Origin of the sequence: Phytoamicus setariae, from assembly GCF_016722925.1 — a bacterium.
Taxonomy (GTDB): Bacteria; Pseudomonadota; Alphaproteobacteria; order Rhizobiales; family Rhizobiaceae; genus Rhizobium_E; species Rhizobium_E setariae.
Genome location: NZ_JAEQNC010000015.1, coordinates 1 through 24,154, shown reverse-complemented (window position 1 = coordinate 24,154; position 24,154 = coordinate 1). Strand labels below are relative to the sequence as shown.

The following is a 24,154-nucleotide window of genomic DNA, read 5'->3' as shown; positions in this document are numbered from 1 at the left end:
CCTTGCTCGCCATCACGCATACCACGAAATCCTTGAACTCACCCATGACCGGGAGGGCATTCCCGCCATTGCGCCGTCAGTTCCCATGACGACGCGAACGGATCGGACATGCGGCTGCCACCCCTCAGGCCGCCAGGCCCTTTTTCCTCAGCATCGCGTCCGGGCTCGGCAGTTTTCCGCGGAAGGCCTTATAGGCATCCTCGGGATCGACCGAGCCGCCAGCGGAATAAATGCAGTCCTTGAGCTTCCTTGCTGTTTCCGGGTTAAAAGCGTCACCCGTTTCCATGAAGGCATCGAAGGCATCGGCATCCAGCACTTCCGACCACATGTAGGAATAATATCCCGCCGAATAGCCATCGCCGGAAAAGACGTGGCTGAAATGCGGGGTACGATGGCGCATGACGATCGAGGATGGCATTCCGATGCTCGCAAGCACCTCGCGCTCGACATCCATCGGTTCCGCAGTCGGCGGCCGGGTGTGGAAGGCCATGTCAACCAGCGCCGACGAGGTGAATTCCACCGTGGCAAAACCGGAATTGAAGGTGCGCGCCGCCAGCACCTTGTCGAGCAAAGCTTCCGGCATCGGTTCGCCGGTCTCGAAATGCAAGGCGAACTCCTTGAGCACGTCCGGAATCGTCAGCCAATGTTCGTAGAGTTGCGAGGGCAATTCGACGAAATCCCGCGACACGCCGGTTCCCGAAACCGATGGATATGTCACGTTCGACAACATGCCGTGCAGCGCGTGCCCGAACTCGTGGAAAAGCGTGCGGGCGTCATCGAGCGACAGCAATGCCGGCTTGCCCTCCGCTGGCTTGGCGAAATTGCAGACATTGTAGATGATCGGCATTTCGCCCTTGGTGCCGTTCTTCAGCGTCAGCTTGTGCTGGCTCTGGAACGAGCTCATCCAGGCACCGGACCGCTTGGAAGGGCGCGCAAAATAATCGCCGAGGAACAGAGCGATCAGGTTGTCATTGAGATCGCGGATCTCGAAAACCCGCACATCGGCATGATAACCGGCAATGTCACTGCGTTGTATCGCCTTGATGGCAAAGAGCCGCGCGGCGACGGCGAAGCAGGCGTCGATAATCTTCTCAAGCTGCAGGTAGGGCTTGAGCTCGCCTTCGGAGAAATTGTATTTCTGCGCGCGCAGCTTCTCGGCATAGTGGCGCCAGTCCCAAGGCGCCACCGCATGGTTCTTGCCCTCTTCGGCAATCAGCACCGCAAGATCGGCCTCTTCCTCTTCGGCGCGCACCCGCGCTTTCTCCCACACTTTCATCAACAGGTCGTCGACATGTTCGGCGGTCTTCGCCATGGTATTGTCGAGTTTCAGCGCCGCGTAGTTGACGTAACCAAGGAGTTTGGCCTTCTCGTCGCGAAGGGCGAGGGTCTCGGCGACGATGCTGCGGTTATCGGTCGGGCCATCATTTTCGCCGCGCGCCGTCCAGGCCCTGAACGCCTCTTCGCGCAACGCCCGGTTTTCGGAAAATGTCAGGAACGGCTCGATGATCGAGCGCGACAGCGTCACCGCAAATTTACCCTTCTCGCCCCTGTTGGCGGCTGCGCCTGCCATCGCATCGCGCAGGAAATCCGGCAGACCGGCCAGTTCGTCTTCGCTGGTCAGGTAAAGCGCCCAGCTCTTTTCATCCGCAAGAACATTCTGGCCGAAATTGGCCCCAAGGCTCGCAAGCCGTTCGTTGATCGCGGCCAGTCGCGTCTGCTGCTCCTTCGGCAGTTTCGCACCCGACTTGACGAAGCCCTTCCAGTGGCGCTCGAGCACCCGGGTTTCCTCAAGCGTCAGCCCAAGTGTATCCTTTGCTTCCCACAGCGCATCGATGCGCCTGAACAGCGCCTCGTTCTGGCCGATCTTCGAATAATGCCGCGACATGACCGGCGAGATCTCGCGCTCCAAGCTCTGGATCGCGTCGTTGGTGTCGGCGCCGGCCTTGTTCCAGAACAGCGAGGAGACGCGGGACAATTCGTCGCCAGCAATCTCCAGAGCAACGATCGTGTTGGCAAATGTCGCCGGCTGGCCATTGTCAGCGATCTGGTCGATCTCTTTTTCATGCGCGGCAATCGCCGCGTCGAAAGCTGGCCTGAAGTCGCTGTCAAGGACCGCATCAAAGCGCGGCAATCCGTGTTCGCCGTCCCAATAGAATATCTGAGGGTTCAGGGACGGGGTGTCGGACATCGTGTTTCCTCGCAAATCAGATCGCATCAAACGACTATATAGGGACACTCGGGCCGCTTTTGCGATGGCACGCATGCGTCCCCATGCAAAATTATCTCGTGTTTCACCTTGAAAGATAAGATGCAATATAATAAGTATTGCTTATTATAATTGGACGCTACCAAAATGCCATCCAAAGCCAATCCAGATTCCTTCGGCTTCGTTTTTACCGAGACATCCAGGCTGCTGCGCACCGCGCTCGAACGGCGCATCGCCGCCGTCGGACTGGACGTCACGCCAGCTGAGGCTCGTGCCCTCGTTTATGTGGCAGCCGCCGAAGGCTCCCGGCAGAACGTGATTGCAGAACGCATGGGCGTCGAGCCGATGACCGTCTGCGCCTATCTTGACAAGCTGGAGAAGCTTGGCCTCGTTGAAAGAAACCCGGATCCGAAGGACCGTCGCGCCAAGAACGTCACGACGACGGAAGCTGCCGACAGGTTGATCGTCGCCGTGCGCGAACAATCCGCAGCACTCTACGAGGAGATCCAATCCGGCCTTGATGAACAGGCGCGCGATATCTTCTTCAGCGCAATGAAAACCGTGCGTGGTAACCTCCATTCCCTGCTGTCCGACAAACCGCAGCCGCATGCTGGTGGCGAGACCGTCTCGATATGACCGCTGCCCGCATGAGTGAAGCCCGCACCAGCATTATCGGTGCCTTTCTGGTAGCGCTCGGACCGATCTCGATGGCGCTCTATACGCCTGCCATGCCGGAACTCGTCAGCGCATTCGGAACCACCGATGGGATGATCAAGCTGACTCTGTCGCTCTATTTCGGCGGCTTTGCCATTTCGCAGCTCATCGCCGGTTCGCTATCCGATGCCTTCGGCCGCAAGCCCGTCACCATGGCTTTCATGGCCATCTATCTGATCGGCAGCCTGATGTCGGCCTTTGCGCCGACGGTGCATGTGCTGCTCGCCGGACGGTTGATTCAGGGAATCGGCGCCGCGGCCGGCATGACGGTGTCTCGCGCTATCGTCCGCGACCAGTTTACCGGCGACAAGGCGGCCTCGATCATGAACCTGATCGGCATGATGCTCGCGGTCGGCCCCGCCCTCGCGCCGACGATCGGCAGCATCGCGCTCGGGCTGGCGGGCTGGCGATCGATCTTCTTCGTCATGCTGGGCTTTTCGGCCACTGCCTGTCTGATCGCTTATGTCTTTCTGGAAGAAACCTCCGTGCCGGATCGCAGCAAGGCCAGGATCGGCCCGCTGACGGCCGCCTACAAGGAAGTTCTGACCGATAGCCGCTTCGTCTCGGCAACGCTGGTGATCGCCGGCGCGGTGGGCGTGCTCTACACGCTCGCAGCCATCCTGCCCTTCATCCTGATCGACCGCGTCGGCCTCACGCCGTTGCAGTTCGGTATCGGCATGCTGATGCAGTCCGGGATGTATTTCGCCGGCTCCGTCGCCGTACGCCTGTTGCTTGCTCGCTTCACCGCAAGCCAGCTGATCGTACCGGGCCTGACGCTGATCGGTATCGGATCGGCCGCCGTGGCGCTGTCGATCGCTCTTCTGCCGCTCGGCTTCCTGTCGGTCATGGTGCCGGTGGCGGTCTTTGCCTTCGGCATCGCTTTCATCACCCCCTCGATGATGACGGCAGCCATCGCCCCCTTCCCGCATATCGCGGGCACCGCGTCAGCGCTGATGGGCTTCGTGCAGATGGGTTCGGGTCTGGTCGGCGGGCTGATCTGTGCGGCCATCGGCACGCCGGTACTGGCCATGGCCACCGTGATCCCGTCTTTCGGCCTCGTCAGCATAATCAGCTTTCTCGTCTATCGGGCTGCGATCCGAGCTCACCCGCTGCTGGACGCCGACAAGCTGGTCGAAGAATACAAAACGGCGGCGGAAATGTCCGCCGCCGCCTGAATGATAAGTACCCGCGATCCGCATCAGTGGACCGCAAACGGCCTCAGCCCTTGAGATTGCGCTTGCCTAGGGTGCGCAGCCGCAGCGCGTTGAGCTTGATGAAGCCGGCCGCATCCTTCTGGTCATAGGCGCCCTGGTCGTCCTCGAAGGTGACCAGCTTGTCGGAATAGAGTGACTTGTCGCTCTCGCGGCCGATCACCATCACGTTGCCCTTGTAGAGCTTGAGCGTGACTTCGCCTTCGACATGGCGCTGGCTGAGGTCGATTGCCGCCTGCAGCATTTCGCGCTCCGGCGAGAACCAGAAGCCGTAGTAGATCAGTTCCGCATAGCGCGGCATCAGGTCGTCCTTGAGGTGGGCAGCACCCCGGTCGAGCGTGATCGATTCAATCGCACGATGCGCCGAAAGCAGAATCGTACCGCCGGGCGTCTCGTAGACGCCGCGCGACTTCATGCCGACGAAACGGTTCTCGACCAGATCCAGACGGCCGATGCCGTTGTCGCGGCCATAGTCGTTGAGCTTGGCAAGCAGGGTCGCAGGCGAAAGACGCACGCCATTGATCGAAACTGCATCACCCTTCTCGAAGCCGATCTTGATGATCGTCGCCTTGTCGGGCGCGGCTTCCGGCGAAATGGTGCGCATGTGCACGTATTCGGGTGCTTCGACCGCAGGATCTTCCAGAACCTTGCCTTCCGAAGAGGAGTGCAGCAGGTTGGCGTCGACCGAGAACGGCGCCTCGCCCTTCTTGTCCTTGGCAACCGGGATCTGGTGCTGCTCGGCAAAGGCAAGCAGGTCTGTCCGGCTCTTGAAGGTCCAGTCGCGCCACGGTGCGATGATCTTGATATCAGGGTTCAGCGCATAGGCCGAAAGCTCGAAACGGACCTGGTCGTTGCCCTTGCCGGTCGCGCCATGCGCGATGGCGTCGGCGCCGGTCTTCCTGGCGATTTCGACGAGGTGCTTGGAGATCAGCGGACGGGCGATCGAGGTGCCGAGCAGGTAGACGCCTTCATAGACGGCATTGGCGCGGAACATCGGGAAGACGAAATCGCGGACGAATTCCTCGCGGACGTCCTCGATGAAGATTTCCTTGATACCGAGCATCTCGGCCTTCTTGCGTGCCGGCTCCAGTTCCTCGCCCTGACCGAGATCGGCGGTGAAGGTCACGACTTCAGCACCGAGTTCCGTCTGCAGCCATTTCAGGATAATCGAGGTATCGAGGCCGCCCGAATAGGCCAGCACGACTTTCTTCACGTCTTTGGGGAGCGCCATGGCAATCTTCCGTCACTTGAAACGATGGGATTGCCGGTCTTTTAGCCTTATTGGCGGGAGTTGCAAGTGTTGTCGCGCGCGAGGAATCGCCAATCGATCAGCCGAGCAGTCCCGCAGGTCGTATTGCCCAGTTGCCAAGTTTCGGATTCGCGGTAAAAACTATGATCGTACCTTGCCACCCAAAATGCTGGAAACGCCCATGCCTGACACCCTGCTTCATCCCGTTTTCCAGTCCGGCAACACGGCCGTCATCACCGGCGCAGCTTCGGGTATCGGGCTGGCTGCCGCGAAATCTTTCGCAGCGCTCGGTCTTAACGTCGTGCTCGCCGACCTAGGCAGCGACAGACTTTCCGAAGCTGCACATGATGTCATTGCCGTCGCGCCGCGCGGCAAGGATGCAGTTGCCGCGATCCCCACCGACGTCGCATTCCTTGCCGATATCGAGGTGCTCTCCGAGGATGCGAAATCGCGCTTCGGCAACATCCATGTTGTGATGAACAATGCCGGCATACAGCCCGGCAGCGCGCTTTTCGGTCCGCTCGACAATTGGGAAAAGGTATTCGCGGTCAATCTGTGGGGCGTCATCCATGGCAGCCGGGTCTTTGCGCCATTGATGCTGGCGCATGGCGAGCGCAGCCTGATCATCAACACCGGCTCCAAACAGGGCATCACCACCCCACCGGGCGATCCGGCCTATAACACGGCCAAAGCTGGCGTGAAGGCTTTTACGGAGGCGTTGCAGCACGAGTTGCGCAACACGCCGAATTCGGCCGTTTCTGCGCATCTGCTGATCCCGGGTTTCGTGTTTACCGGGCTCACAGCGCATGGACGGACGGACAAGCCTGAAGCGGCCTGGACACCGGAGCAGACGGTCGATTTCATGATGGAATCGCTGGCTAACGAGGACTTTTACATACTTTGCCCCGACAATGATGTGCCGCGAACGCTTGACGAAAAGCGCATCGAATGGGCAGCCCACGATATCATCGACAACCGCCCGCCGCTGAGCCGCTGGCATCCGGACTACACCGAAGCCTTCAAGGCATTCCTCCAAGACAACAAGGCATAGCAGCAATGGAATTCCTGCCCGATCTCGCCACGCTCGTCGCCTTTGCGATCGCGACTTCGCTCCTGGCCATCACGCCCGGACCCGACATGACACTGTCGATCAGCCGCGCCGTCACCGACGGAAAACTCGGCGGTGCCATGGTGGTGCTCGGGACGACATGCGGAATTGTGGTCCATACTTTCCTCGTCGCCTTCGGCATATCGGCGCTGATCGTCGCCTCCCCGACGGCCTTCCTGATCCTGAAGACCGGCGGGGCGGGCTACCTTGTCTGGCTGGCGGTGCAGGCGATCCGGCACGGTTCCAGCCTTTCGGTCAAGCGCGCTGAAGGCCCTGCCAACAGCGGCAGGAAGAATTTCGTCTCCGGCTTTCTCACCAATCTGCTCAACCCCAAGGTCATCATCTTCTTCATGACCTTCCTGCCGCAGTTCATCAACGCCAACGATCCGCATGTGACCGGCAAACTGATTTTCCTCGGTCTGTTTTCCATCCTGATCGGCACGCCTGTCAATCTGGCCATCGTGCTCACGGCACAAAAGCTGTCGAGCTGGCTGCAGCGAAACCGGAAAGTCCTGCGCGGCATCGACTATACATTTGCCGGCGTCTTCTCGCTGTTTGCGGTCAAGATCTTCATGACCCAGTCACGTTAGTCGACCGTGCCGCCTTTTTGCTTTTCCTGGCGGCAACAGCATTGCGGTTCTCGATGACGCGTAGGGCGACAATTTTCCGAACCAGTTCGTCGGGCAGCGGATTGTCGGGGGTGAACTGGATGGTGCCCTTGGCGATCTTGAAACCTGCGAGATCCTCCTTCAGCGACTCGTCCAGGACGATAGCTCCGGGAAAGAATGAGCAATGCTTCTTGAAGGCAGCATAGTGCACCAGATTTCCATCCAGCCGGAAGGTCGGAATTCCATAGGCCATGGCTTCGACTGCGTCGGGAGCCGCAGACCGGACGATGGCGCGGATGCGTTCCAGCATTCCGCGAAAGGGCTCTTCGATACCAGCCAGATAGGCTTCGACGTCTGCTGCCACGTTGTTGTCCATCGCACAGCCCCTCCTATACGACAGAATAACGCGGCGCTAAGTTCTAGCCAAGCGCCTGCATTTTCGCCGCGAGAAACAATTTCTCTGCGTTCGATTGTGACAATGCAATTGCGGATTTGTAGGCCGCGCGCGCTTCCTCGTGCCCGCCGGTACGCACAAGCAGGTCCGCCCTGACCGCATGGAACGGCTGGTATTGGGCCAGCGCCTGCGCCAGCGGGCCTAGCATGGAAAGCGCGCGCTCGGCGCTCTCGGCATAGGAGATCGCCACGATCCGGTTTAGCTCGAAGACCGGATTTTCCGCCGTTGTTGCAAGCGCGCGATAAAGCGCTGCGATCTGCTGCCAATCTGTTTCGCCGAAACTCGGCGCTTCGGAGTGCAACGCGATGATCGCCGCCTGCAGCTGGTACGGCCCAGCCCTGCCGCGCCGCAGCGCCATATCAACCAGCGCCGCCCCCTCGTCGATCAGCACGCGGTCCCATAGTTTTCGCTTTTGATCCTCAAGCGAGACGATTTCTCCCGATGGCCCAAGCCGCGCCACACGCCGCGCGTGATGAAGCAGCATCAGAGCGAGCAACCCCTCGACCTCCGCTTCCCAGGGGCAAAGATCCTTCAGCAGCCGACCCAGGCGGATCGCCTCTTCACAAAGATTGGCCCGGATATGCGCTTCGCTGCCGGACGCGTAGCCTTCGTTGAAGGTCAGGTAGATCACTGCCAGCACACTCTCGAGCCGCTCGGCCCAGCCGTCCGGCTCCGGAACCTCATAGGCAATGCCGGCCTTGGTGATCTTGTGGCGCGCGCGCACCAGCCGCTGCGCCATTGCATCATGGCCGTCGAGATAGGCGTCGGCGATTTCTTCCGTCTTCAACCCGCAGACCGAGCGCAGCGTCAGCGCCACGCAGGTCTTGCGATCAAGCGCTGGATGGCAACAGATGAAGATCAGCTTGAGCCGTTCGTCCGCGATGGGGCCCATGTAAACTTCCTCGTCCGACTGGTTCTCAAGCTCGATCAATTGCGCGATCTCGACCGACTTCACTCGAAAATTGCTGGCGCGCCGCAAGCGATCTATCGCCTTGCGTCGGGCGGTCTGCATCAGCCAGCCCTGCGGCGAGGCCGGCAGACCGTTGCGGCCCCAATGGATCAACGCCGATTCCAGCGCGTCCTGGAGGCTGTCTTCGGCGAGCTGAAAATCCCTGATGTCGCCGACAAGGTGCGAGAGAAGCCGGCCGCCATCGGCGCGCGCGATCGCCTCGATCGCAGCGGGAACGGAGCCGGCCTCTATCGCGCGCCGGTTCATCAGCGGTCGAATACCATGATTGGACGCACTTCGACGGCGCCATTGGCGGCATGCGGGATCATCGCTGCATAACGGATCGCTTCATCGAGATCCTTACAATCGAGAATGTAGAACCCGCCGAGTTGCTCCTTGGTTTCGGCGAACGGACCGTCCATGGATTCGGTCCGGCCATTGCGGACCTTGACGGTGGTTGCTGTCGTGGCCGGCTGCAACGCGTCCCCTGTTACATAGACCCCATCCTTCCGGTAGGTCTCGTTGCAGACCTGGTATCCAGCCATCATCTTGCCGAATTCCGGCGAGTCCGGCGGTGTGGTATTGTCAGGGTTCATATAGATCAAAGCCATGTATTTCATCGGTTCGTCCTCTTCGCTATGCGATCGCTTCAGTGCGATTGGTGAACGATAACGAACGGGATGCTAGCGGATCGACAGATCAGGGCAAAATATTTCGCGCTGGCCTTTCGACCCTCTATTCAGCCAGCGCTCTCCTGACCTTGCGGATCACGACGGCACGTGCCTTGTCGTCGGCTGCACGTTTCAGCTCCTCCTGAAGGTCGAGCAGCAAGGACTGGTAGTCGTTGTGCCAATCACGCTGGCCCGTATGAACGGGATCGATACGCGGCGGCGGCACGAGCGTCGAAACATCACGCATCCCGCCAGCAGTAAGCACAAAGGCCGAATCCAGATGCGGTATAAAAATCTTGTCCGGATCGAGAATAGTGCCAATTCTGTTGCGCATTCCCTCGAGAGCCTGAGCTTCACCATGAATCAGGAAAACAGCCTTGCCGATCGGCATCCGGTTTCGAACCCAGGCGGCAAGTTCGGGACCGTCGGCATGCCCACTGTAAAGATCGAGCGTTCGAATGCGGGCACGAACCTTGATGTCATCGCCGCGAATGCGCACCATCGTGGCCCCTTCCTCAAGAATGCGTCCGAGCGTACCTGCGGCCTGGTAGCCGACAAGCAGCACCGTGCCCTCATCGCGCCACAGCCAGTTCGCCAGCCGGTAGCGGATCCGTCCGGCTTCGCACATGCCGCTCGCGGCAATGATGATATGAAAGCCCTTCATCTGATCGATGGCCTTCGACTGCTCCGCCGATTCCGTGAACCGTACATTGTGCGCGCGCATGGCGTGAACGACCAAATCGCCATCTTCGAGTTCACTGGCATAGTTCAGGAAAATTCGGCTCGCCTTGGTAGCAAGTGGTGAATCGATAACGATGGGACATTCAGGTATTTCCCGGCGCTCCATCAGCCAGACGAGGTCGGCGAGAAGCTCCTGCGTTCGCTCCACGGCAAAGGACGGGATCAGCAAGGCGCCATTGGCATGATGCGCCTCCATGACCACCTCTTTCAGCGCCCTTCGTCTGCCGTCCTTGGTCGCATCGATCCGATCGGTGTCCCCATAAGTGCTTTCGCAAATCAGGTAGTCGACGTCGGCGGGCCCTACTGGATCGAATTCAAGCAGTTTGTACTCCGGCCCCAAATCTCCCGAAAAAAGCAGCCGCGTGGTCCTGCCCGCCGTGGTCACCTCAAGCTCGACCGAAGCTGAACCCAGCAGATGACCGGCATTCCAGAACCGGAAGCGGGCGTTGCGGCCCACCGCCTGCCAGATGCCGAGTTCGACCGAACGAAAAAGCGTCAGCGTCTCGACAGCGTCCTTTGCGGTGTAGATCGGCTCGACCATATCGCGCCCGCGCCGTCCATTGCGACGGTTGAGATACTCGACCTCGCTTTCCTGGATATGGCCGGAGTCGGGCAGCATCACGGCGCACAAATCAATGGTCGGCGGGGTGGCGAAAATCGGCCCTTCATAGCCAGCATTATAAAGCTTGGGCAGCAGGCCTGAGTGGTCGATATGAGCGTGAGTGAGGATCACCGCATCGATATGACCGGGATCGAAGGGGAGCGTACGGTAGTTGAGCTCGCGCTCTGTCTTTGAGCCCTGAAACATGCCGCAATCGACCAACAGCTTCAGCCCAGGTATCTCGACCATGAAACACGAGCCGGTAACCGTTCCGGCTGCGCCAAAGAAGCGGATAATTGGGTCCTTCTGATCGCTGCTGTCCACGGTTCAATCCTCCCGGAATGATGCGTCTGTCAACCCATGGAACGATAATGCCCCGTCACGTCGTAAGCGAAAAGAACATCCTCTATCCGAGCACCCCAGCCGATATTGTGAATGGCGAGTGGCCGTGACCCCTGTGGATTTAACTGGTTGGAGACGAGCACGATATGCGTCTTGTTGCCCGGCAGCCTCTGGGTGACTATATCGCCTGGCTGGTAATCGAGACCATGCATGCTGATCGGGCGGTCGGCCTTGCGCCGTTTCAGAAATGTCTGCAGGTTTGGCACGCGGCGATGGTCGATATTGCTGTCGGGCGCTTTCAGACCCCACGTCTTCGGATAGGCGGAAAAGGCGCTCTTCATGTCATCATGAACCAGCTTCTGCAGATCGACACCGAAAGCATCGCGATAAGCCCGGATGATGACATCCGTACACACGCCCTTGAAACGCGGTACGTCGCCACCCGGATAGTCGAGCTTTGTATAGGAGGGGTCGTAGACAAGCGTCACGCCGACCTGCTTTGCCGCAGCGGTGATGAGCTTTCCGGCCCAGTCCTCAGCCGGAAGCATTCCGGCGGAAGCGGGCCGCGTGGTCGGCAGCGCGAAATAGCCGGCGCCGGCAACCAATGATCCTGTTACAAACAAACGCCGTGAAAGCATCAACGACCCCTTCAATTCATCTCAGGATCGTCTTACCCAATTCCGGCGAATTGTTGTCTGCCGCTACCTTGCCTTGCAGGATTTCGGAGCGGGTCGCGCCTTAACCGATCAGCAATGCGTCATCGTCCAGCGTCTGGCCGCGGATCTTGCGGAACATGGCGATCAGGTCCTCGACCTGCATGTTCTTCCGGTTGTCGCCGGTAACGTCGAGCACGACTTCGCCGCCATGCAGCATCACCGTGCGCGTGCCGAAATCGAGCGCCTGACGCATCGAATGCGTCACCATCAGTGTCGTCAGCTTGCGATCGGAGACGACCTTCTGGGTGAGCTCCATGATGAACTCGGCCATGCCCGGATCGAGTGCTGCCGTATGCTCGTCGAGAAGCAGCACTTCCGAGCCGCTCAGTGTTGCCATGACGAGCGACACCGCCTGACGCTGACCGCCGGAAAGCAGGTCCATGCGGTCCTTCATCCGGTTTTCAAGCCCGAGGTTGAGCTCGGCAATACGTTCGCGGAAATAGTCGCGCCGCTTTCCGCTAAGCGCCGGCGCAAGTCCGCGCGACTGGCCGCGCGTATAGGCCAGCGCCAGATTTTCCTCGATCGACAGCGGGCCACAGCTGCCGGCCAGCGGATCCTGGAAGACGCGGGCGACGAGGCCGGCGCGGCTGGCGGTCGGCTTGCGCGTCACGTCCGTGGTTCCGATCGTCACGCGTCCGGATGTGGGTAGCACATCGCCGGCGAGCACGCCGAGCAAGGTCGATTTTCCCGCGCCGTTCGAGCCGATGACGGTGACGAAGGAGCCGGTTTCGATGGTCAGGTCGAGTCCGGAAAGGGCCTGCTTTTCGAGCGGCGTTCCGCGACCAAAAACGACCTGCAGCTTTTCTACGGAAATCATGTCGATGCTCCTCCGCGGCGCAGCCTCGGCAGAATGAGTGCGACGGCGACCAGAACGGCGGTTACCAGATTGAGATCGGACGCCTTGAGGCCGAGCGCATCGGTGGAAAGCGCAAGCTGGATGGCGAGGCGATAGAGGATCGAGCCGACGACGCAACCGATCAGCGCCATCATCAGGCCACGCTTGCCGAACAGCGTCTCGCCAACGATCACAGCCGCCAGGCCGACGACAATCGTGCCGACGCCGGAAGTGACATCGGCAAAACCGTTGGTCTGGGCAAACAGTGCGCCGCCGAGGGCAACGAGCGCGTTGGAAATGGCAATGCCGAGATAGATCTGGTTGCCTGTCTTGACGCCCTGGGCGCGCGCCATGCGCGCGTTGGTGCCCGTGGCCCGCATCGCCAGTCCCGCGTCGCTTTCAAGGAAGCGCCAGACAAGGAGGACGGCGATAGCGACAAGCACGAAGATGAACAACGGCCGGACGAGATATTCCTTCAGCCCCAGGCCGTAGAACGGGCTCAGCATCGTCGTTTCGTTGAGCAGCGCGACATTCGGTTTGCCCATGACGCGCAGATTGACGGAAAAGAGCGCAATCATCGTCAGGATCGAGGCGAGAAGATTGAGGATCTTGAAGCGGACATTCAGCGTCGCGGTGACGATGCCCGCGGCCGCGCCCGCCACCATGGCGATGGCTGTGGCCAGCCATGGATTTAACCCGGCGATGATCAGGACCGCTGCGACAGCAGCACCCAATGGGAAAGATCCGTCGACGGTCAAATCAGGAAAATCGAGAACGCGAAAGGCCAGATAGACCCCGATCGCGACGAAGGCGAAGACGAGGCCCAGTTCCACGGCACCCCAGAAGGCGATTTGACTCACGGCGGTTCGTTCCTATTCTTTTCATGCCGGCCGAAGGATGGCGGGGCATGAATTGGGGCGGAGCCGTTAGGCCCCGCCCGGTTGTAGCTTACTCGATGACCTTGGTGGCGCGCTTGACCAGATCGTCCGAGAAGGTGACGCCCATCTTGGCCGCTGCCTTCTTGTTGATCACCAGATCACTGCCGGCTGCCACGCGAACCGCGATATCACCAGGCTTTTCACCCTTGAGGACGCGTGCGACGATAGCGCCCGTCTGCTTGCCCACATCGAAGTAATTAAAGCTGACCGAAGCAAGCGCACCGCGGGCGACCGAGTCGGTATCACCGGAATAGAGCGGGATCTTGGCTTCTTCCGCAACGCCGACAGCAGCTTCGAGCGCCGAGACGATCGTGTTGTCGGTCGGGATGTAGACGGCATCGACGCGACCGATCAGTGCGCGGGTCGCGCCCTGCACTTCAGACGACTTGGTGGCGACGGATTCGACGATGGTCACGCCAGCCTTTTCAGCTTCAGCCTTCATGGCAGCGAGCGTCGAGACCGAGTTGGCTTCGGCCGTGTTGTAGACGAAGCCGAGGTTCTTCACATTCGGGCTGATTTCCTTGATCAGCTTGATGTGATCGGCAACCGGCGACATGTCGGAAAGGCCGGTGACATTGCCGCCCGGCTTTTCCATGTCCTTGACCAGCTGTGCGCCGACCGGATCGGAGACTGCCGTGAAGACAACCGGGATATCGCGGGTGGCGGCAACGACGGCCTGAGCGGAAGGTGTGGAGATCGGAACGATCACAGTCGGCTCCTCGCCGACGAACTGGCGCGCGATCTGGGCGGCGGTGCCCGGGTTACCCTGCGCAGACTCATAGAGGAACTTGATGTTCTCGCCTTCCTTGTAGCCGGCTTCAGCAAGTGCTGCCTTGACGCCATCACGAGCAGCGTCGAGCGCCGGATGTTCGACGATCGCGGTGATCGCGACAGTAACCTCTTCGGCCTTTGCCGGCATGACCAGCGCACTGGCGGCTGCAAGCGCGAGAATAAGCTTACGCATAATGGGTGTCCTCCATATTCAGTTATTTCTGCCTCTCTCTTAGGCAGGCGGACACCCAAAATCAATCGCGCAAGCTGTCCTGCGCGGTGGATTCATGCAAAAGAATGGGTCCATAACGATCTGGAATGGAACGCGTGGCGGCTTAGTCCTCGCCGTGGTTGGCAATCATCATCGCTTCGAACGCCAGCCTGTCGGTCTTGCGCATCCTCTCGGATTCCGACTTCAGCTGGCCGCAGGCGGCGAGAATGTCGCGACCGCGCGGCGTACGGATCGGCGACGCATAGCCGGCCTGATTGATGAAATCGGCAAAAGCCTCGATCGTTTCCCATTCCGAGCACTCGTATTTCGAGCCCGGCCAGGGATTGAAGGGAATGAGATTGATCTTGGCCGGCACACCCCTGAGCAACTTGACCAGATCACGCGCATCCGCAAGCGAGTCATTGACGCCCTTGAGCATGACATATTCGAAGGTGATGCGACGGGCATTGGAAAGACCGGGATAGGCCCGGCAGGCTTCCATCAACTGCTTGAGCGGGAATTTCTTGTTGATTGGCACCAGCGTGTCGCGCAGATCGTCGCGCACCGCATGCAGGGAAATCGCCAGCATCACGCCGATCTCCTCGCCGGTGCGGTAGATTTCCGGCACGACGCCGGAGGTCGAAAGCGTGACGCGGCGCCTCGACAGAGACAGCCCGTCGCCATCGGTTGCAATGAGCAGCGCCGTCTTGACGTTTTCGAAATTGTAGAGCGGCTCGCCCATGCCCATCATGACCATGTTGGAGACCTTGCGGCCCTCCGACGGCACGACGGCGCCCTGAGGCACTTCCTTGTCCGGGAAATCGCCGAGCCGGTCGCGCGCCAGCAGCAACTGCGACAGGATTTCCTCCGCCGTCAGGTTGCGCACCAGCCGCTGGGTGCCGGTGTGACAGAAATCGCAGGTCAGCGTGCAACCGACCTGGGAAGAGACGCAGAGCGTGCCGCGACCTTCCTCGGGTATATACACCGTTTCCACTTCGACCGGTCGGCCGGCGCCACGCGGCGGAAAGCGCAGAAGCCACTTGCGGGTGCCGTCATTGGAAATCTGTTCCTCGACGACTTCCGGGCGAGCAATGGTAAAATGCGTCCTGAGAAGCTCGCGCAGGTCGCGTGAAACATTCAGCATATCGTCGAAATCGGAAATGCCGCGCACATAGAGCCAATGCCAGATCTGCTGCACGCGCATCTTTACCTGGCGCTCGGACACGCCCTTCTCAATCAACGCCGTGGCGAGATCCTCGCGTGAAAGGCCGATAAGCGATGGGCGCGTTTCGAACATTGCGGGCGAAACAGCCACGGGTTGGGGAGCAGCGGCGCTCAATGTATCCAATGCGGTCATGTCAGATTCCTATGGGCCGTGCCTAGCCGACTTTCAGTCGGGGCAAACGGCTGTGTCCCAGTCATGTGGGAGAGTTTGCGCCCGCATAGCATCATTTTGCCGTCGAGTCATCCCCGTCCGTACAAGCAAAAAAGGGCCGGCGATGCCGACCCTGATGTGCAATTCCGGCTGGCCGGGCTTACTGGCAGCCTTCGATCTTCTTCAGCGCCGCCGATATGCCGGAAAGCGAAAAGACATAACCGGTCTGGGTGCCCTTCTTGGAGACCGCGCCCATGGTCATGGACTTGCCAGTGCGCATTGCAGCCACAAGCGCAGGCTCCTCGGCGGCATTTTCCAGCCAGGCCGACTTGCCCTTGGTGAACATCGTGAACGTCTTCTCATCGATCTTGACGCTCACTTTCGAGCCCGCCTGCAACTCGTAACCGAGCATGGCCTGCGGCTCGTAGGAAATATTCTGTCCCGGACGCTGGGTCACGAGGAAGAAGACATCGCCGTGATCGACAGAAGCCGGCGTCCGTTGCTTGGGATCGGGAACGGTGAGTACATAGCAGACTTTACCCGAGGACCCCTGATAAAAATATGCGCCCCATGCTTTGAACTGCTCTATGCGGGTCGGCGCCTGGGCGGCGGCGGATGAAGCAACGACCATAACGGCCATGATGGCGGCAGCCAGTTTTCTCGCGAACATGTTATCCTTCCGATTTCACTCGATGGTCAGCCGGGATGCGAACGCATCCACTTTTTTGCGTTCATTATGACTTAATTCAGGTTACCAAACGGTCAACGCCTGCAGCTTCGGCTCGACATTTGCACCGTAATGGCACGGAATGCTTCCCGCAGCCGGTTGCGGATTCGGACCGCAGCAAGCCGCTTCGTTCATGAGGCGAAGAATCAGGCAAGAATTTGGCGAAACATCAACATGCCCCAGCTTAGCACGCAAGGGTTCACCGTTTGACGTCGGCTCCGTCGAGCGCCTCGTCCGCCCTGGCGTAGTGATCGGGCCTGATATTGGCGCGCACGGCCGCTATCGCTGCAGCCAACACGGCGACGTCGTCTGTAAATCCGACGACTGCTAACAGGTCGGGCAGCATGTCGAACGGCATGACGAAATAGGCAAGCGCCGCGATCAGAATTGCCCTAACTGTCTTTGGCGTGGTCGGGTCGATTGCGCAGTAATAACCCGCGGCGACATCACGGGCGAACGGCAATTGCCTGAAGGCCTTCCTGAACACAGGCCAGAAGCCGGACTTCACCTTGCGCGCGCGCCGTTCGGTATCGGATTCCTCGCCCGGCAACAGGATTTCGCCAATCTTGATGTCATCCATCGTATCCTCGACACACCTTTCTCTCCTCCCGCTAAACGTGAGAGGTCTTTGGCGATATGGGGGCTTGCCCCGGCTCATTCAATGGTGCGATGCAGCCTTGTCCATGAAGGCGGCGAGATCGAAATCCAGTTTTGTCAGCCCTTTTGCCGAATGGGTGGACAGCTTGACGACCACCGTTCTGTAGACATTGCTCCATTCCGGATGATGGTCGATCTTCTCGGCAAACAGGGCGCATTCGGCCATGAAACCGAAGGCCTGCGGAAAACCGGAAAACCGGAAGGTCTTCTCGATGGCTGTGCTTTCATCAGCCATCTCCCACCCGGCCAATGCGCCAAGCGCTTCGGCAATTTCTTGGCTGGACAATTTTTCGCGACTCATCTCCAGACTCCCGGCAGCAACAGGCGGGCATGATATCATGGATAAACGGCGAATTCTTTTTGTTTGTCTCGGCAATATCTGCCGCTCGCCGCTCGGCGAAGGCATACTCCGGCATCTCGCAGACGATCGAGGACTTGCCCATCTCATAGAAACGGATTCGGCCGGCACCGGCGGCTGGCATCAGGGCGATCCGCCTGATCCACGCTCGATCAAAACTGCAAGCAATCACGGCATCGACATCGCGCCGCTGCGAGGAAGAAAGGTCAGACCTGCCGATTTCAACGCGTTCGATCTGATTTTCGCGATGGACCGCGACAACCTCAGGGACCTCGTCAAGATGGCCCCGCACGACTCGTCCGCCGACATCCATCTGTTCATGGACTTTGTCAGCGGTGAACGGCGCGATGTGCCCGATCCCTATTATGGCGATATGAGCGACTTCGAGGAGGTCTACGATATGCTGGAAAAGGGCTGCGAAACGCTGATCGCCACCCTGTTTGCCAACAAATAGAGGCTCAGACCCTGCAACCCTTGGCTTGCGAAGCCTTCGAGATGGCGTTCAGCTGACCTTTTAGTGTCGCGATGTGCGGTTCGTTGTCGCCGTTGCTCATCGATGCAACGGGTACGTGAACGATCGCCATCCAGGCTTCGTCGCGTTTCGATGTCTCGGTCTGAACCTTGGCAATGCGATCGTAATCCGCCTGCTTGGCCGCGCGCTCCGACGCCAGGCTCTCGCATGACATCTGCATATAAGGATCGGCCGAAACCGGCGCGGCGGAAATGTCGTCCGGCATTTTCGCGCAACCTGCCAGCAGCAGCAGCGCGCATATCACAGTCCTTTTCATACAATACTTCCGTGCGAAATTGTCCCGATAACTCACAGGCCCCTTATGGGATCTAGAGGATTGCTTGTAAAGCAACCATTCATGAAATCGCGAACAATGTCGATTGCGGACGAGATGTCCCGCGCCAAAAATGCAGTCCTGCCTCGCCCGCAAATACCGTCAAGACCGGGGTTCCTATCCTGGGAACTGGTGCCTAGACCCTCAACTCTCCGAGGCGCAGTGGCTTTGCGGCGATCGGCATGTCGAGGGGATAGCCTTCCTCGACGACATAAGGTCCTCCGCCGACGGAATCACGCGACGACATCAGCACGAAGCGCGTCACCGTAAACGGCCCGGCTTCGAAATTGCCGCGCCCGGTCAGGTAGTGAACGACGTCATCGACCCGGGCATTCTTCAATCTCGCCAATGTCACATGCGGGGTGAATTTGCGCGGCTCGGCGGGCAGACCCATGCGCTGGCAGATACGCTCTTGATCCGCCTGAAGCGCCATCAGCGCCGGCGTCTGGCGCACACCCGCCCAGATGCTGTGTGGTTTCTTCGAACCGAAGAAACCGGTACCGGAAAGCGAAAGTTCGAATTGCTGCCGGCGGACCCTGTCAAAGGCTTCGATCACTTCGTCGGCAGTCCGGTGGTCGACATCGCCGATGAAGCGCAGGGTGATATGAAAGTTCTCCCTGTCGATCCAGCGAGCGCCAGGAACGCCGCCGCGCAACAACGACAGGCTCAATGCTGCGCTTTGCGGAATTTCGAGAGCGGTGAATAATCTGGGCATTGGTAGCTCCTCGATTCGCTTCGATACGTCCAGCGAATCACCGAATGGCCATTGGCGCAATCGATAATTCTGTTTTGCCTCCCCTGTCCCAAATTAGTTATCGGGTGATGTTTTTAAGGAACGCTTCCGCCACTGGCAGAAACTTCTCGGCCATTCGCTTAGTTCCCTGTCCATTCGGATGCATGCCGTCTTTCAATTGCAACTCCGGCTGCATCGCCACCCCGTCGAGAAAGAACGGATAGAGCATCACCCCGTACTTTTCTGCCAAGGTTTTGTAGATGGGGTTAAACTTTGCCTCATAGTCGGCGCCCATGTTCGGCGGTGCCACCATGCCCGCGAGCAGGACCGGGATGTTGCGCTGTTTAAGCCGGGTCAGCATGGCATCGAGATTACTCTGGCTTTCCTCTGGCGAAAGTCCCCGGAGCGCATCGTTGGCACCGAGTTCGAGGATCACGCCTTTCGTGCCGTCGGGAATGGACCAGTCGAGCCGCGCCAGACCATCGGCGGTCGTGTCGCCGGACACGCCGGCATTGGTGATCGTGACATCGTGGCCCCGGGCCTTGAGGAGGCTTTCAAGCTGCGCGGCGAACGCTTCTTCTGGCGGCAATTCATAGCCCGCCATCAGCGAATCGCCGAAGCCGACGATGCTGATCGTCTGTGCTTCGCTTTTGGCCGCTGCGAGCGCAAACAGCGTTACGGCGAAGAAAGCACGACCCAGAGCTTTAAATGTCATCCCGCCACTCCTAGATTTCCAGTCAGGTTTTCGGACAATATAGGGACTGACTGCGTGGATGACACCATCATCGAGCTGAAAGATGCTGACCTTACACTCGGTCATGGCGCAAGCGCCGTACATGTCCTGAAAGGACTTGGACTCAAAATCGGCAAGGGCACGTCCAACGGCATCACAGGCCCGTCGGGCTCCGGCAAATCGACGCTGCTAATGGTTCTCGCAGGCCTCGAAAAGCTGGATGCCGGTGAAATCCGAATTTCCGGCCAGCCGCTCCACGACGCAGACGAGGACACGCTTGCGGCGTTCCGGGGCCGCAACATCGGCATCGTCTTCCAGTCTTTTCACCTCATTCCCAATATGACGGCATTGGAAAATGTCGCCGTGCCGCTCGAACTTGCTGGCCGCAGGGACGCTTTCGACATCGCCCGCAAGGAACTGGAAGCCGTCGGCCTGGGCGAACGCCTGAGCCACTATCCCGGCCAGCTTTCGGGAGGCGAGCAGCAACGCGTGGCCATTGCGCGTGCGCTGGCGCCATCGCCGGAACTGTTGATTGCCGACGAACCGACCGGCAATCTCGACACCGAAACCGGGCGGCAGATCGCCGACCTGATTTTCTCCGAACAGGCCGAACGCGGCATGACGCTGGTACTCGTCACCCACGATGCATCTCTGGCGGCCCGGTGCGAGCGGCAGATAAGGATCCGCTCTGGCCAGATCATCGATGCGGGTGAATGATGTTCGGTATCGCAACGGCCCTCAAGAGTTTCCCGCTTGCCTTTCGTTTTGCGCTTCGTGAGATGCGCGGCGGACTGAGGGGCTTCTATGTCTTCATCCTCTGTATACTGCTTGGCACCGCCGCCATTGCCGGAGTCAACTCGGTCGGCCGGGCAATGACCAGCGCCATCCGCGCACAAGGCAGCGAGATCCTTGCGGGTGACATCCGCTTTGGCCTGAAGCAGCGCGAGGCCAAACCCGAGGAACTGGCCTATCTCGAAAGCCTCGGCAAGGTTTCCCTCAGCAGCAACCTGCGATCGATGGCGCGCCTTGCCGACAAATCCAGCCAGGCGCTGGCCGAACTCAAAGCGGTCGATGGCGCCTATCCGCTCTATGGGCGTTTCATAGCGCAGCCGGACCGGCCCTTGTCGAACTTGCTGGCCGAAGATGCCGGCCTCTACGGAGCCGTCGTCCAACCCGCGCTGATGGACAGGCTGGGTCTGAAGATCGGCGACCATGTGCTTCTCGGCGAACTGTCCTTCGTCATCCGCGCCACGATCGTCTCCGAGCCCGACCTGCTCTCCGACGGCTTTGCCTTTGCGCCTCGTATCCTCATTTCGCGTGACGCGCTGGCCAGGACCGGGCTGGTTCGAACCGGCAGCCTGATCGACAACAACTACCGGATCAAGCTCGATGACCCCGACCGAAAAGCCCGTCAGCTCAAACGGCAAGCGGAAGCGAAGTTTCCCGAGGCGGGATGGTCGATCCGCGGTGCCAACAATGCGGCACCTTCACTGTCGGACAACATCAAACGCTTTTCGGATTTTCTCACGCTGGTGGGGCTTGCCGCGCTTGCCGCCGGTGGCGTCGGCGTCGCAAATGCCGTCAGCGCTTTTCTCGACCAAAAACGGCAGGTGATCGCCTCGTTCAAGAGTCTCGGCGCGCCGGGACATCTGATCGTTACGATCTACATGATCCAGATCCTCGCCATTGCCACCATCGCGGTGACAGCTGGTGTGGTTATTGGGGCAGCGATCACGCCGGTCGCGACCTATTTCCTGCGCGGCTTCCTGCCCGTCCCGGACAGCTTTCCGCTCTATCCGGTCGCCCTTGGGATCGCAGCACTGTTCGGACTGCTGACGACGGTGGCTTTCTCGATCCTGCCGCTCGGCCGGGCACGGCTCGTTCGCGCCACCGAACTCTTTCGCTCGCAGAGCTATGAAGGATGGCGCCGGGTGCCGATGCGATACTATATCGGCGCCTTCATCGCCTTCGGGCTGGTGGCAGCCCTTGCCATATTCTCATCGGAAGACCGCTTCATCGCAACGGCATTTCTGGGATCGACAGCCGTCGCTTTCGTCGTGCTGCGACTGGTTGCGCTGGGCATTTCGGCCATTGCGCGGCACGCTCCGAAGGTCAGCTCGCCAGCACTCCGGCTTGCGATCGGCAATATACACCGGCCCGGCGCTTTGACGGCTCCGGTCGTTCTCTCGCTCGGCCTTGGCCTGACGTTGCTGGCGTCGCTGGCGCTGATCGAGGGTAATCTCAGGGGCAACCTTTCCGGTGCGCTTGCCGAGAAAGCGCCGAACTTCTTCTTCGTCGATATTCAGGGTAAGGATGTAGAAGGCTTTCGCGAGCTGGTCCAACAGAAGGCTCCGGCCGGAAAGGTCGCTGAGGTGCCGATGCTTCGTGGCCGGATCGTCGCCTTCAACGGCGAGGACGTCCAGAAGCGGTCTATACCGCAGGCAGCCCGCTGGGTGCTGCAGGGCGACCGCGGCATCACCTACTCCGACATGCTGCCCGCCAACGCCTCCCTCGACGAAGGACAATGGTGGACTGCCGACTACAATGGCGAGCCACTCGTCTCTTTCTCCGGTGAAGAAGGACGCGAACTCGGTCTCAGGATCGGCGACACCGTCACGGTCAATGTGCTTGGCCGGAGCATTACCGCCAGGATCGCCAATTTCCGTGCAGTGGAATGGCGTTCGATGTCGATCAACTTCGTCATGGTGTTCTCGCCAAACACCTTCAAGGGCGCGCCGCATGCCTGGCTCGCAACGTTGACGGATACCGGCGCCACCAGCGCTCAGGACGCCACCGTGATGAATGCCGTCACCAATGCCTATCCCGGCATCACCACCATCCGGGTCAAGGATGCACTGGACGTCGCCGCCGGCCTGGTGGGTCAGCTGGCGATCGGCGTGCGCGCTGCAGCATCCATTGCGCTGCTGGTGTCGGTGCTGGTGCTGGCGGGCGCCATCGCTGCAGGCAATCGGGCGCGCATCCACGATGCAGTGGTGCTGAAAACACTCGGCGCACGAAGGACAATGCTGATGCGGGCATACCTTTACGAGTATTTCCTGCTCGGCCTATCGGCATCTGCGTTTGCGCTGCTGGCAGCGGCGGGTGCTTCGTGGTATGCTGTCACAGAGATCATGGAGTTACCGTTCACATTCCTGACCGGAACCGCAGTTGGCACCGTGCTGATTGCGCTCGTTCTCACTGCCGGAACAGGGCTGATTGGCACTTGGTCCGTCCTCGGACAGAAAGCTGCGCCGGTGCTTCGTGAACTGTAGTTATGCGGGAAATTGCCGACATAGATTATCGCAGGTGGTAAAACATGACTCTTTTGTCATGGTTGGGCCCTTGCTTCAATCGGAAAGGCACCCCATATTCCCGGAATGCTTGCTGGAGCTCCGCAGCGGCGCACGGGCGATGACCGCCATGGGTGGCCTATGGTCCGGTACCGTGATCTTGGCAAAACGGAGCTTTGTTTGAGGGAACTATGTCTGATATCAGAGACTTCCAAACCCGAATGAGCAATCCGGCTCTCGGTCGTACCGATGCCGAGATCGACCAGGGCCTGCGGTCCTACATGCTCAAGGTCTACAACCTGATGGCACTCGGCGTTGCGCTGACGGGTCTCGTTGCCTACGCCTTTGCTGAAGCAGCGGTTTCCAACGGACAGCTGACGGCTTTCGGCACCGCCATTTTCGCCAGCCCGCTGCGTTGGGTTGTGCTGCTTGCTCCACTCGGCCTCGTCTTCTTCCTGAGCTTCAGGATTGAAAAGATGAGCCTGTTTGCGGCTCAGCTGACCTTCTGGATCTATGCGGCTCTCGTCGGCGCTTCGCTGGCCAGCGTGTTCATGGTCTACACCGATGCCAGCATTGTGAAGACTTTCGCGGTCACGGCTGCTTCGTTTGCGGCGCTCTCGCTCTACGGCTACACGACCAAGCGGTCTCTTTCCGCCATGGGCTCCTTCCTGATGATGGGCCTGTTCGGTCTGATCATCGCTTCCGTGGTCAACATCTTCCTCAAGTCTTCGGCGCTTGATTTCGCTGTGTCGGCGATCGGCGTGCTGGTGTTTGCCGGCCTCACCGCCTGGGACACACAGAAGATCAAGGAAATGTACTTCGAAGGCGACGGTTTCGAAGCTGCCGGCAAGAAGGCCATCATGGGCGCGCTGAACCTGTACATGGACTTCATCAACCTGTTCCTCTTCTTGCTGCGCTTCATGGGCAACAAGGAATAAACGGGCCGAAGGCCAGACGATCAAGGGCGGCATTCATGCCGCCCTTTTGCTATGAAGTAAGTAAACCTCCACCTACGGTGGAGGACTGGACGTGTTCTACATCGTAGTTGAGAGACCTCCGTGCTTGGACCGCTATTTTATGCGCGACACAGAACGGAGGTTCTATGGACGAA

General features: G+C 59.7%; 25 protein-coding genes. 8 read left to right on the top strand and 17 right to left on the bottom strand.

Features of this window, described 5'->3' with window-relative positions; genetic code table 11:
* Nucleotides 1-124: 124 nt before the first annotated feature.
* Nucleotides 125-2,188 carry a M3 family metallopeptidase gene (locus JJB09_RS21910; RefSeq protein WP_201663223.1) on the bottom strand — a complete coding sequence of 688 codons (2,064 nt, stop codon included), beginning with the start codon at nt 2,186-2,188 and terminating at the stop codon, nt 125-127.
* Nucleotides 2,189-2,353: 165 nt separating this feature from the next.
* Between JJB09_RS21910 and JJB09_RS21905 the strand changes: the two genes are divergently transcribed.
* Both JJB09_RS21905 and JJB09_RS21900 read left to right on the top strand, forming a co-directional pair.
* Nucleotides 2,354-2,842: a MarR family winged helix-turn-helix transcriptional regulator gene (locus tag JJB09_RS21905; RefSeq protein WP_201663222.1), complete on the top strand. Its 489-nt coding sequence runs from the start codon at nt 2,354-2,356 to the stop codon at nt 2,840-2,842.
* Nucleotides 2,839-4,095, top strand: a complete 1,257-nt coding sequence (locus JJB09_RS21900) for a multidrug effflux MFS transporter (protein ID WP_201663221.1) — start codon at nt 2,839-2,841, stop codon at nt 4,093-4,095. The genes JJB09_RS21905 and JJB09_RS21900 overlap by 4 nt, the downstream gene beginning before the upstream one ends.
* Before the next feature lie 43 nt (nt 4,096-4,138).
* Here JJB09_RS21900 and JJB09_RS21895 read toward each other — a convergent pair whose 3' ends face one another.
* Nucleotides 4,139-5,362 carry an argininosuccinate synthase gene (locus JJB09_RS21895; RefSeq protein WP_201663220.1) on the bottom strand — a complete coding sequence of 408 codons (1,224 nt, stop codon included), beginning with the start codon at nt 5,360-5,362 and terminating at the stop codon, nt 4,139-4,141.
* A gap of 199 nt (nt 5,363-5,561) precedes the next feature.
* On the opposite strand from JJB09_RS21895, the gene JJB09_RS21890 reads away from it, so the two are divergent.
* Both JJB09_RS21890 and JJB09_RS21885 read left to right on the top strand, forming a co-directional pair.
* Nucleotides 5,562-6,431: an SDR family NAD(P)-dependent oxidoreductase gene (locus JJB09_RS21890; RefSeq protein ID WP_201663219.1), complete on the top strand. Its 870-nt coding sequence runs from the start codon at nt 5,562-5,564 to the stop codon at nt 6,429-6,431.
* Nucleotides 6,432-6,436: 5 nt separating this feature from the next.
* Entirely contained in the window at nt 6,437-7,078 is a 642-nt protein-coding gene (locus JJB09_RS21885) for a LysE family translocator (RefSeq protein ID WP_201663218.1), read from the top strand.
* On the opposite strand, the gene JJB09_RS21880 is transcribed toward JJB09_RS21885, so the two are convergent.
* The 12 genes from JJB09_RS21880 to JJB09_RS21825 form a co-directional block, all read right to left on the bottom strand.
* Nucleotides 7,059-7,472 carry an iron chaperone gene (locus JJB09_RS21880; RefSeq protein ID WP_201663217.1) on the bottom strand — a complete coding sequence of 138 codons (414 nt, stop codon included), beginning with the start codon at nt 7,470-7,472 and terminating at the stop codon, nt 7,059-7,061. The two genes, JJB09_RS21885 and JJB09_RS21880, sit on opposite strands and share 20 nt — an antisense overlap.
* Before the next feature lie 43 nt (nt 7,473-7,515).
* Nucleotides 7,516-8,766 (bottom strand): RNA polymerase sigma factor, encoded by a 1,251-nt coding sequence (locus JJB09_RS21875; protein WP_201663216.1) that lies wholly within the window; start codon nt 8,764-8,766, stop codon nt 7,516-7,518.
* The gene (locus tag JJB09_RS21870; RefSeq protein ID WP_201663215.1) at nt 8,766-9,119 is read right to left on the bottom strand and encodes a YciI family protein; all 354 of its coding nucleotides are present in this window, start codon (nt 9,117-9,119) and stop codon (nt 8,766-8,768) included. The genes JJB09_RS21875 and JJB09_RS21870 overlap by 1 nt, the downstream gene beginning before the upstream one ends.
* Before the next feature lie 115 nt (nt 9,120-9,234).
* Complete coding sequence (locus JJB09_RS21865; RefSeq protein ID WP_343229073.1) at nt 9,235-10,836, bottom strand: MBL fold metallo-hydrolase; 1,602 nt, start codon at nt 10,834-10,836, stop codon at nt 9,235-9,237.
* Between the two features lie 29 nt (nt 10,837-10,865).
* Nucleotides 10,866-11,492 carry a DUF1287 domain-containing protein gene (locus JJB09_RS21860; protein ID WP_246748883.1) on the bottom strand — a complete coding sequence of 209 codons (627 nt, stop codon included), beginning with the start codon at nt 11,490-11,492 and terminating at the stop codon, nt 10,866-10,868.
* Nucleotides 11,493-11,592: 100 nt separating this feature from the next.
* Nucleotides 11,593-12,387, bottom strand: a complete 795-nt coding sequence (locus JJB09_RS21855; protein ID WP_201663214.1) for an ABC transporter ATP-binding protein — start codon at nt 12,385-12,387, stop codon at nt 11,593-11,595.
* Nucleotides 12,384-13,265: an ABC transporter permease subunit gene (locus JJB09_RS21850; protein WP_201663213.1), complete on the bottom strand. Its 882-nt coding sequence runs from the start codon at nt 13,263-13,265 to the stop codon at nt 12,384-12,386. Before JJB09_RS21850 ends, JJB09_RS21855 begins: the two co-directional genes overlap by 4 nt.
* Nucleotides 13,266-13,353: 88 nt before the next feature.
* Nucleotides 13,354-14,307: an ABC transporter substrate-binding protein gene (locus JJB09_RS21845; RefSeq protein WP_201663212.1), complete on the bottom strand. Its 954-nt coding sequence runs from the start codon at nt 14,305-14,307 to the stop codon at nt 13,354-13,356.
* A 142-nt stretch (nt 14,308-14,449) separates the two neighbouring features.
* Nucleotides 14,450-15,622, bottom strand: coding sequence for a dual-specificity RNA methyltransferase RlmN (gene rlmN / locus JJB09_RS21840; protein WP_425523764.1), 1,173 nt, complete (start codon nt 15,620-15,622; stop codon nt 14,450-14,452).
* A 238-nt stretch (nt 15,623-15,860) separates the two neighbouring features.
* Nucleotides 15,861-16,370: an invasion associated locus B family protein gene (locus JJB09_RS21835; RefSeq protein WP_201663210.1), complete on the bottom strand. Its 510-nt coding sequence runs from the start codon at nt 16,368-16,370 to the stop codon at nt 15,861-15,863.
* 256 nt (nt 16,371-16,626) lie between these two features.
* Nucleotides 16,627-17,007 carry a YkvA family protein gene (locus tag JJB09_RS21830; RefSeq protein ID WP_201663209.1) on the bottom strand — a complete coding sequence of 127 codons (381 nt, stop codon included), beginning with the start codon at nt 17,005-17,007 and terminating at the stop codon, nt 16,627-16,629.
* Between the two features lie 78 nt (nt 17,008-17,085).
* On the bottom strand, nt 17,086-17,385 hold the full coding sequence (locus tag JJB09_RS21825) for a 4a-hydroxytetrahydrobiopterin dehydratase (protein ID WP_201663208.1): 300 nt from the start codon (nt 17,383-17,385) through the stop codon (nt 17,086-17,088).
* A gap of 37 nt (nt 17,386-17,422) precedes the next feature.
* Between JJB09_RS21825 and JJB09_RS21820 the strand changes: the two genes are divergently transcribed.
* Nucleotides 17,423-17,896 carry a low molecular weight protein-tyrosine-phosphatase gene (locus tag JJB09_RS21820; RefSeq protein ID WP_201663207.1) on the top strand — a complete coding sequence of 158 codons (474 nt, stop codon included), beginning with the start codon at nt 17,423-17,425 and terminating at the stop codon, nt 17,894-17,896.
* A gap of 4 nt (nt 17,897-17,900) precedes the next feature.
* Here the strand turns inward: JJB09_RS21820 and JJB09_RS21815 are convergent, their stop codons facing one another.
* The 3 genes from JJB09_RS21815 to JJB09_RS21805 form a co-directional block, all read right to left on the bottom strand.
* Entirely contained in the window at nt 17,901-18,230 is a 330-nt protein-coding gene (locus tag JJB09_RS21815; RefSeq protein ID WP_201663206.1) for a hypothetical protein, read from the bottom strand.
* Between the two features lie 193 nt (nt 18,231-18,423).
* Entirely contained in the window at nt 18,424-19,002 is a 579-nt protein-coding gene (thpR, locus tag JJB09_RS21810) for an RNA 2',3'-cyclic phosphodiesterase (protein WP_201663205.1), read from the bottom strand.
* Between the two features lie 97 nt (nt 19,003-19,099).
* A complete protein-coding gene (locus tag JJB09_RS21805; protein WP_201663204.1) occupies nt 19,100-19,735 on the bottom strand; it encodes an arylesterase in 636 nt (211 codons plus the stop codon).
* 54 nt (nt 19,736-19,789) lie between these two features.
* Between JJB09_RS21805 and JJB09_RS21800 the strand changes: the two genes are divergently transcribed.
* The 3 genes from JJB09_RS21800 (at nt 19,790) to JJB09_RS21790 (ending at nt 23,981) form a co-directional block, all read left to right on the top strand.
* On the top strand, nt 19,790-20,470 hold the full coding sequence (locus JJB09_RS21800; protein ID WP_201663203.1) for an ATP-binding cassette domain-containing protein: 681 nt from the start codon (nt 19,790-19,792) through the stop codon (nt 20,468-20,470).
* On the top strand, nt 20,467-23,025 hold the full coding sequence (locus JJB09_RS21795; protein WP_201663202.1) for an ABC transporter permease: 2,559 nt from the start codon (nt 20,467-20,469) through the stop codon (nt 23,023-23,025). The genes JJB09_RS21800 and JJB09_RS21795 overlap by 4 nt, the downstream gene beginning before the upstream one ends.
* 209 nt (nt 23,026-23,234) lie before the next feature.
* Nucleotides 23,235-23,981, top strand: a complete 747-nt coding sequence (locus JJB09_RS21790) for a Bax inhibitor-1/YccA family protein (RefSeq protein ID WP_201663201.1) — start codon at nt 23,235-23,237, stop codon at nt 23,979-23,981.
* Nucleotides 23,982-24,154: the final 173 nt, after the last annotated feature.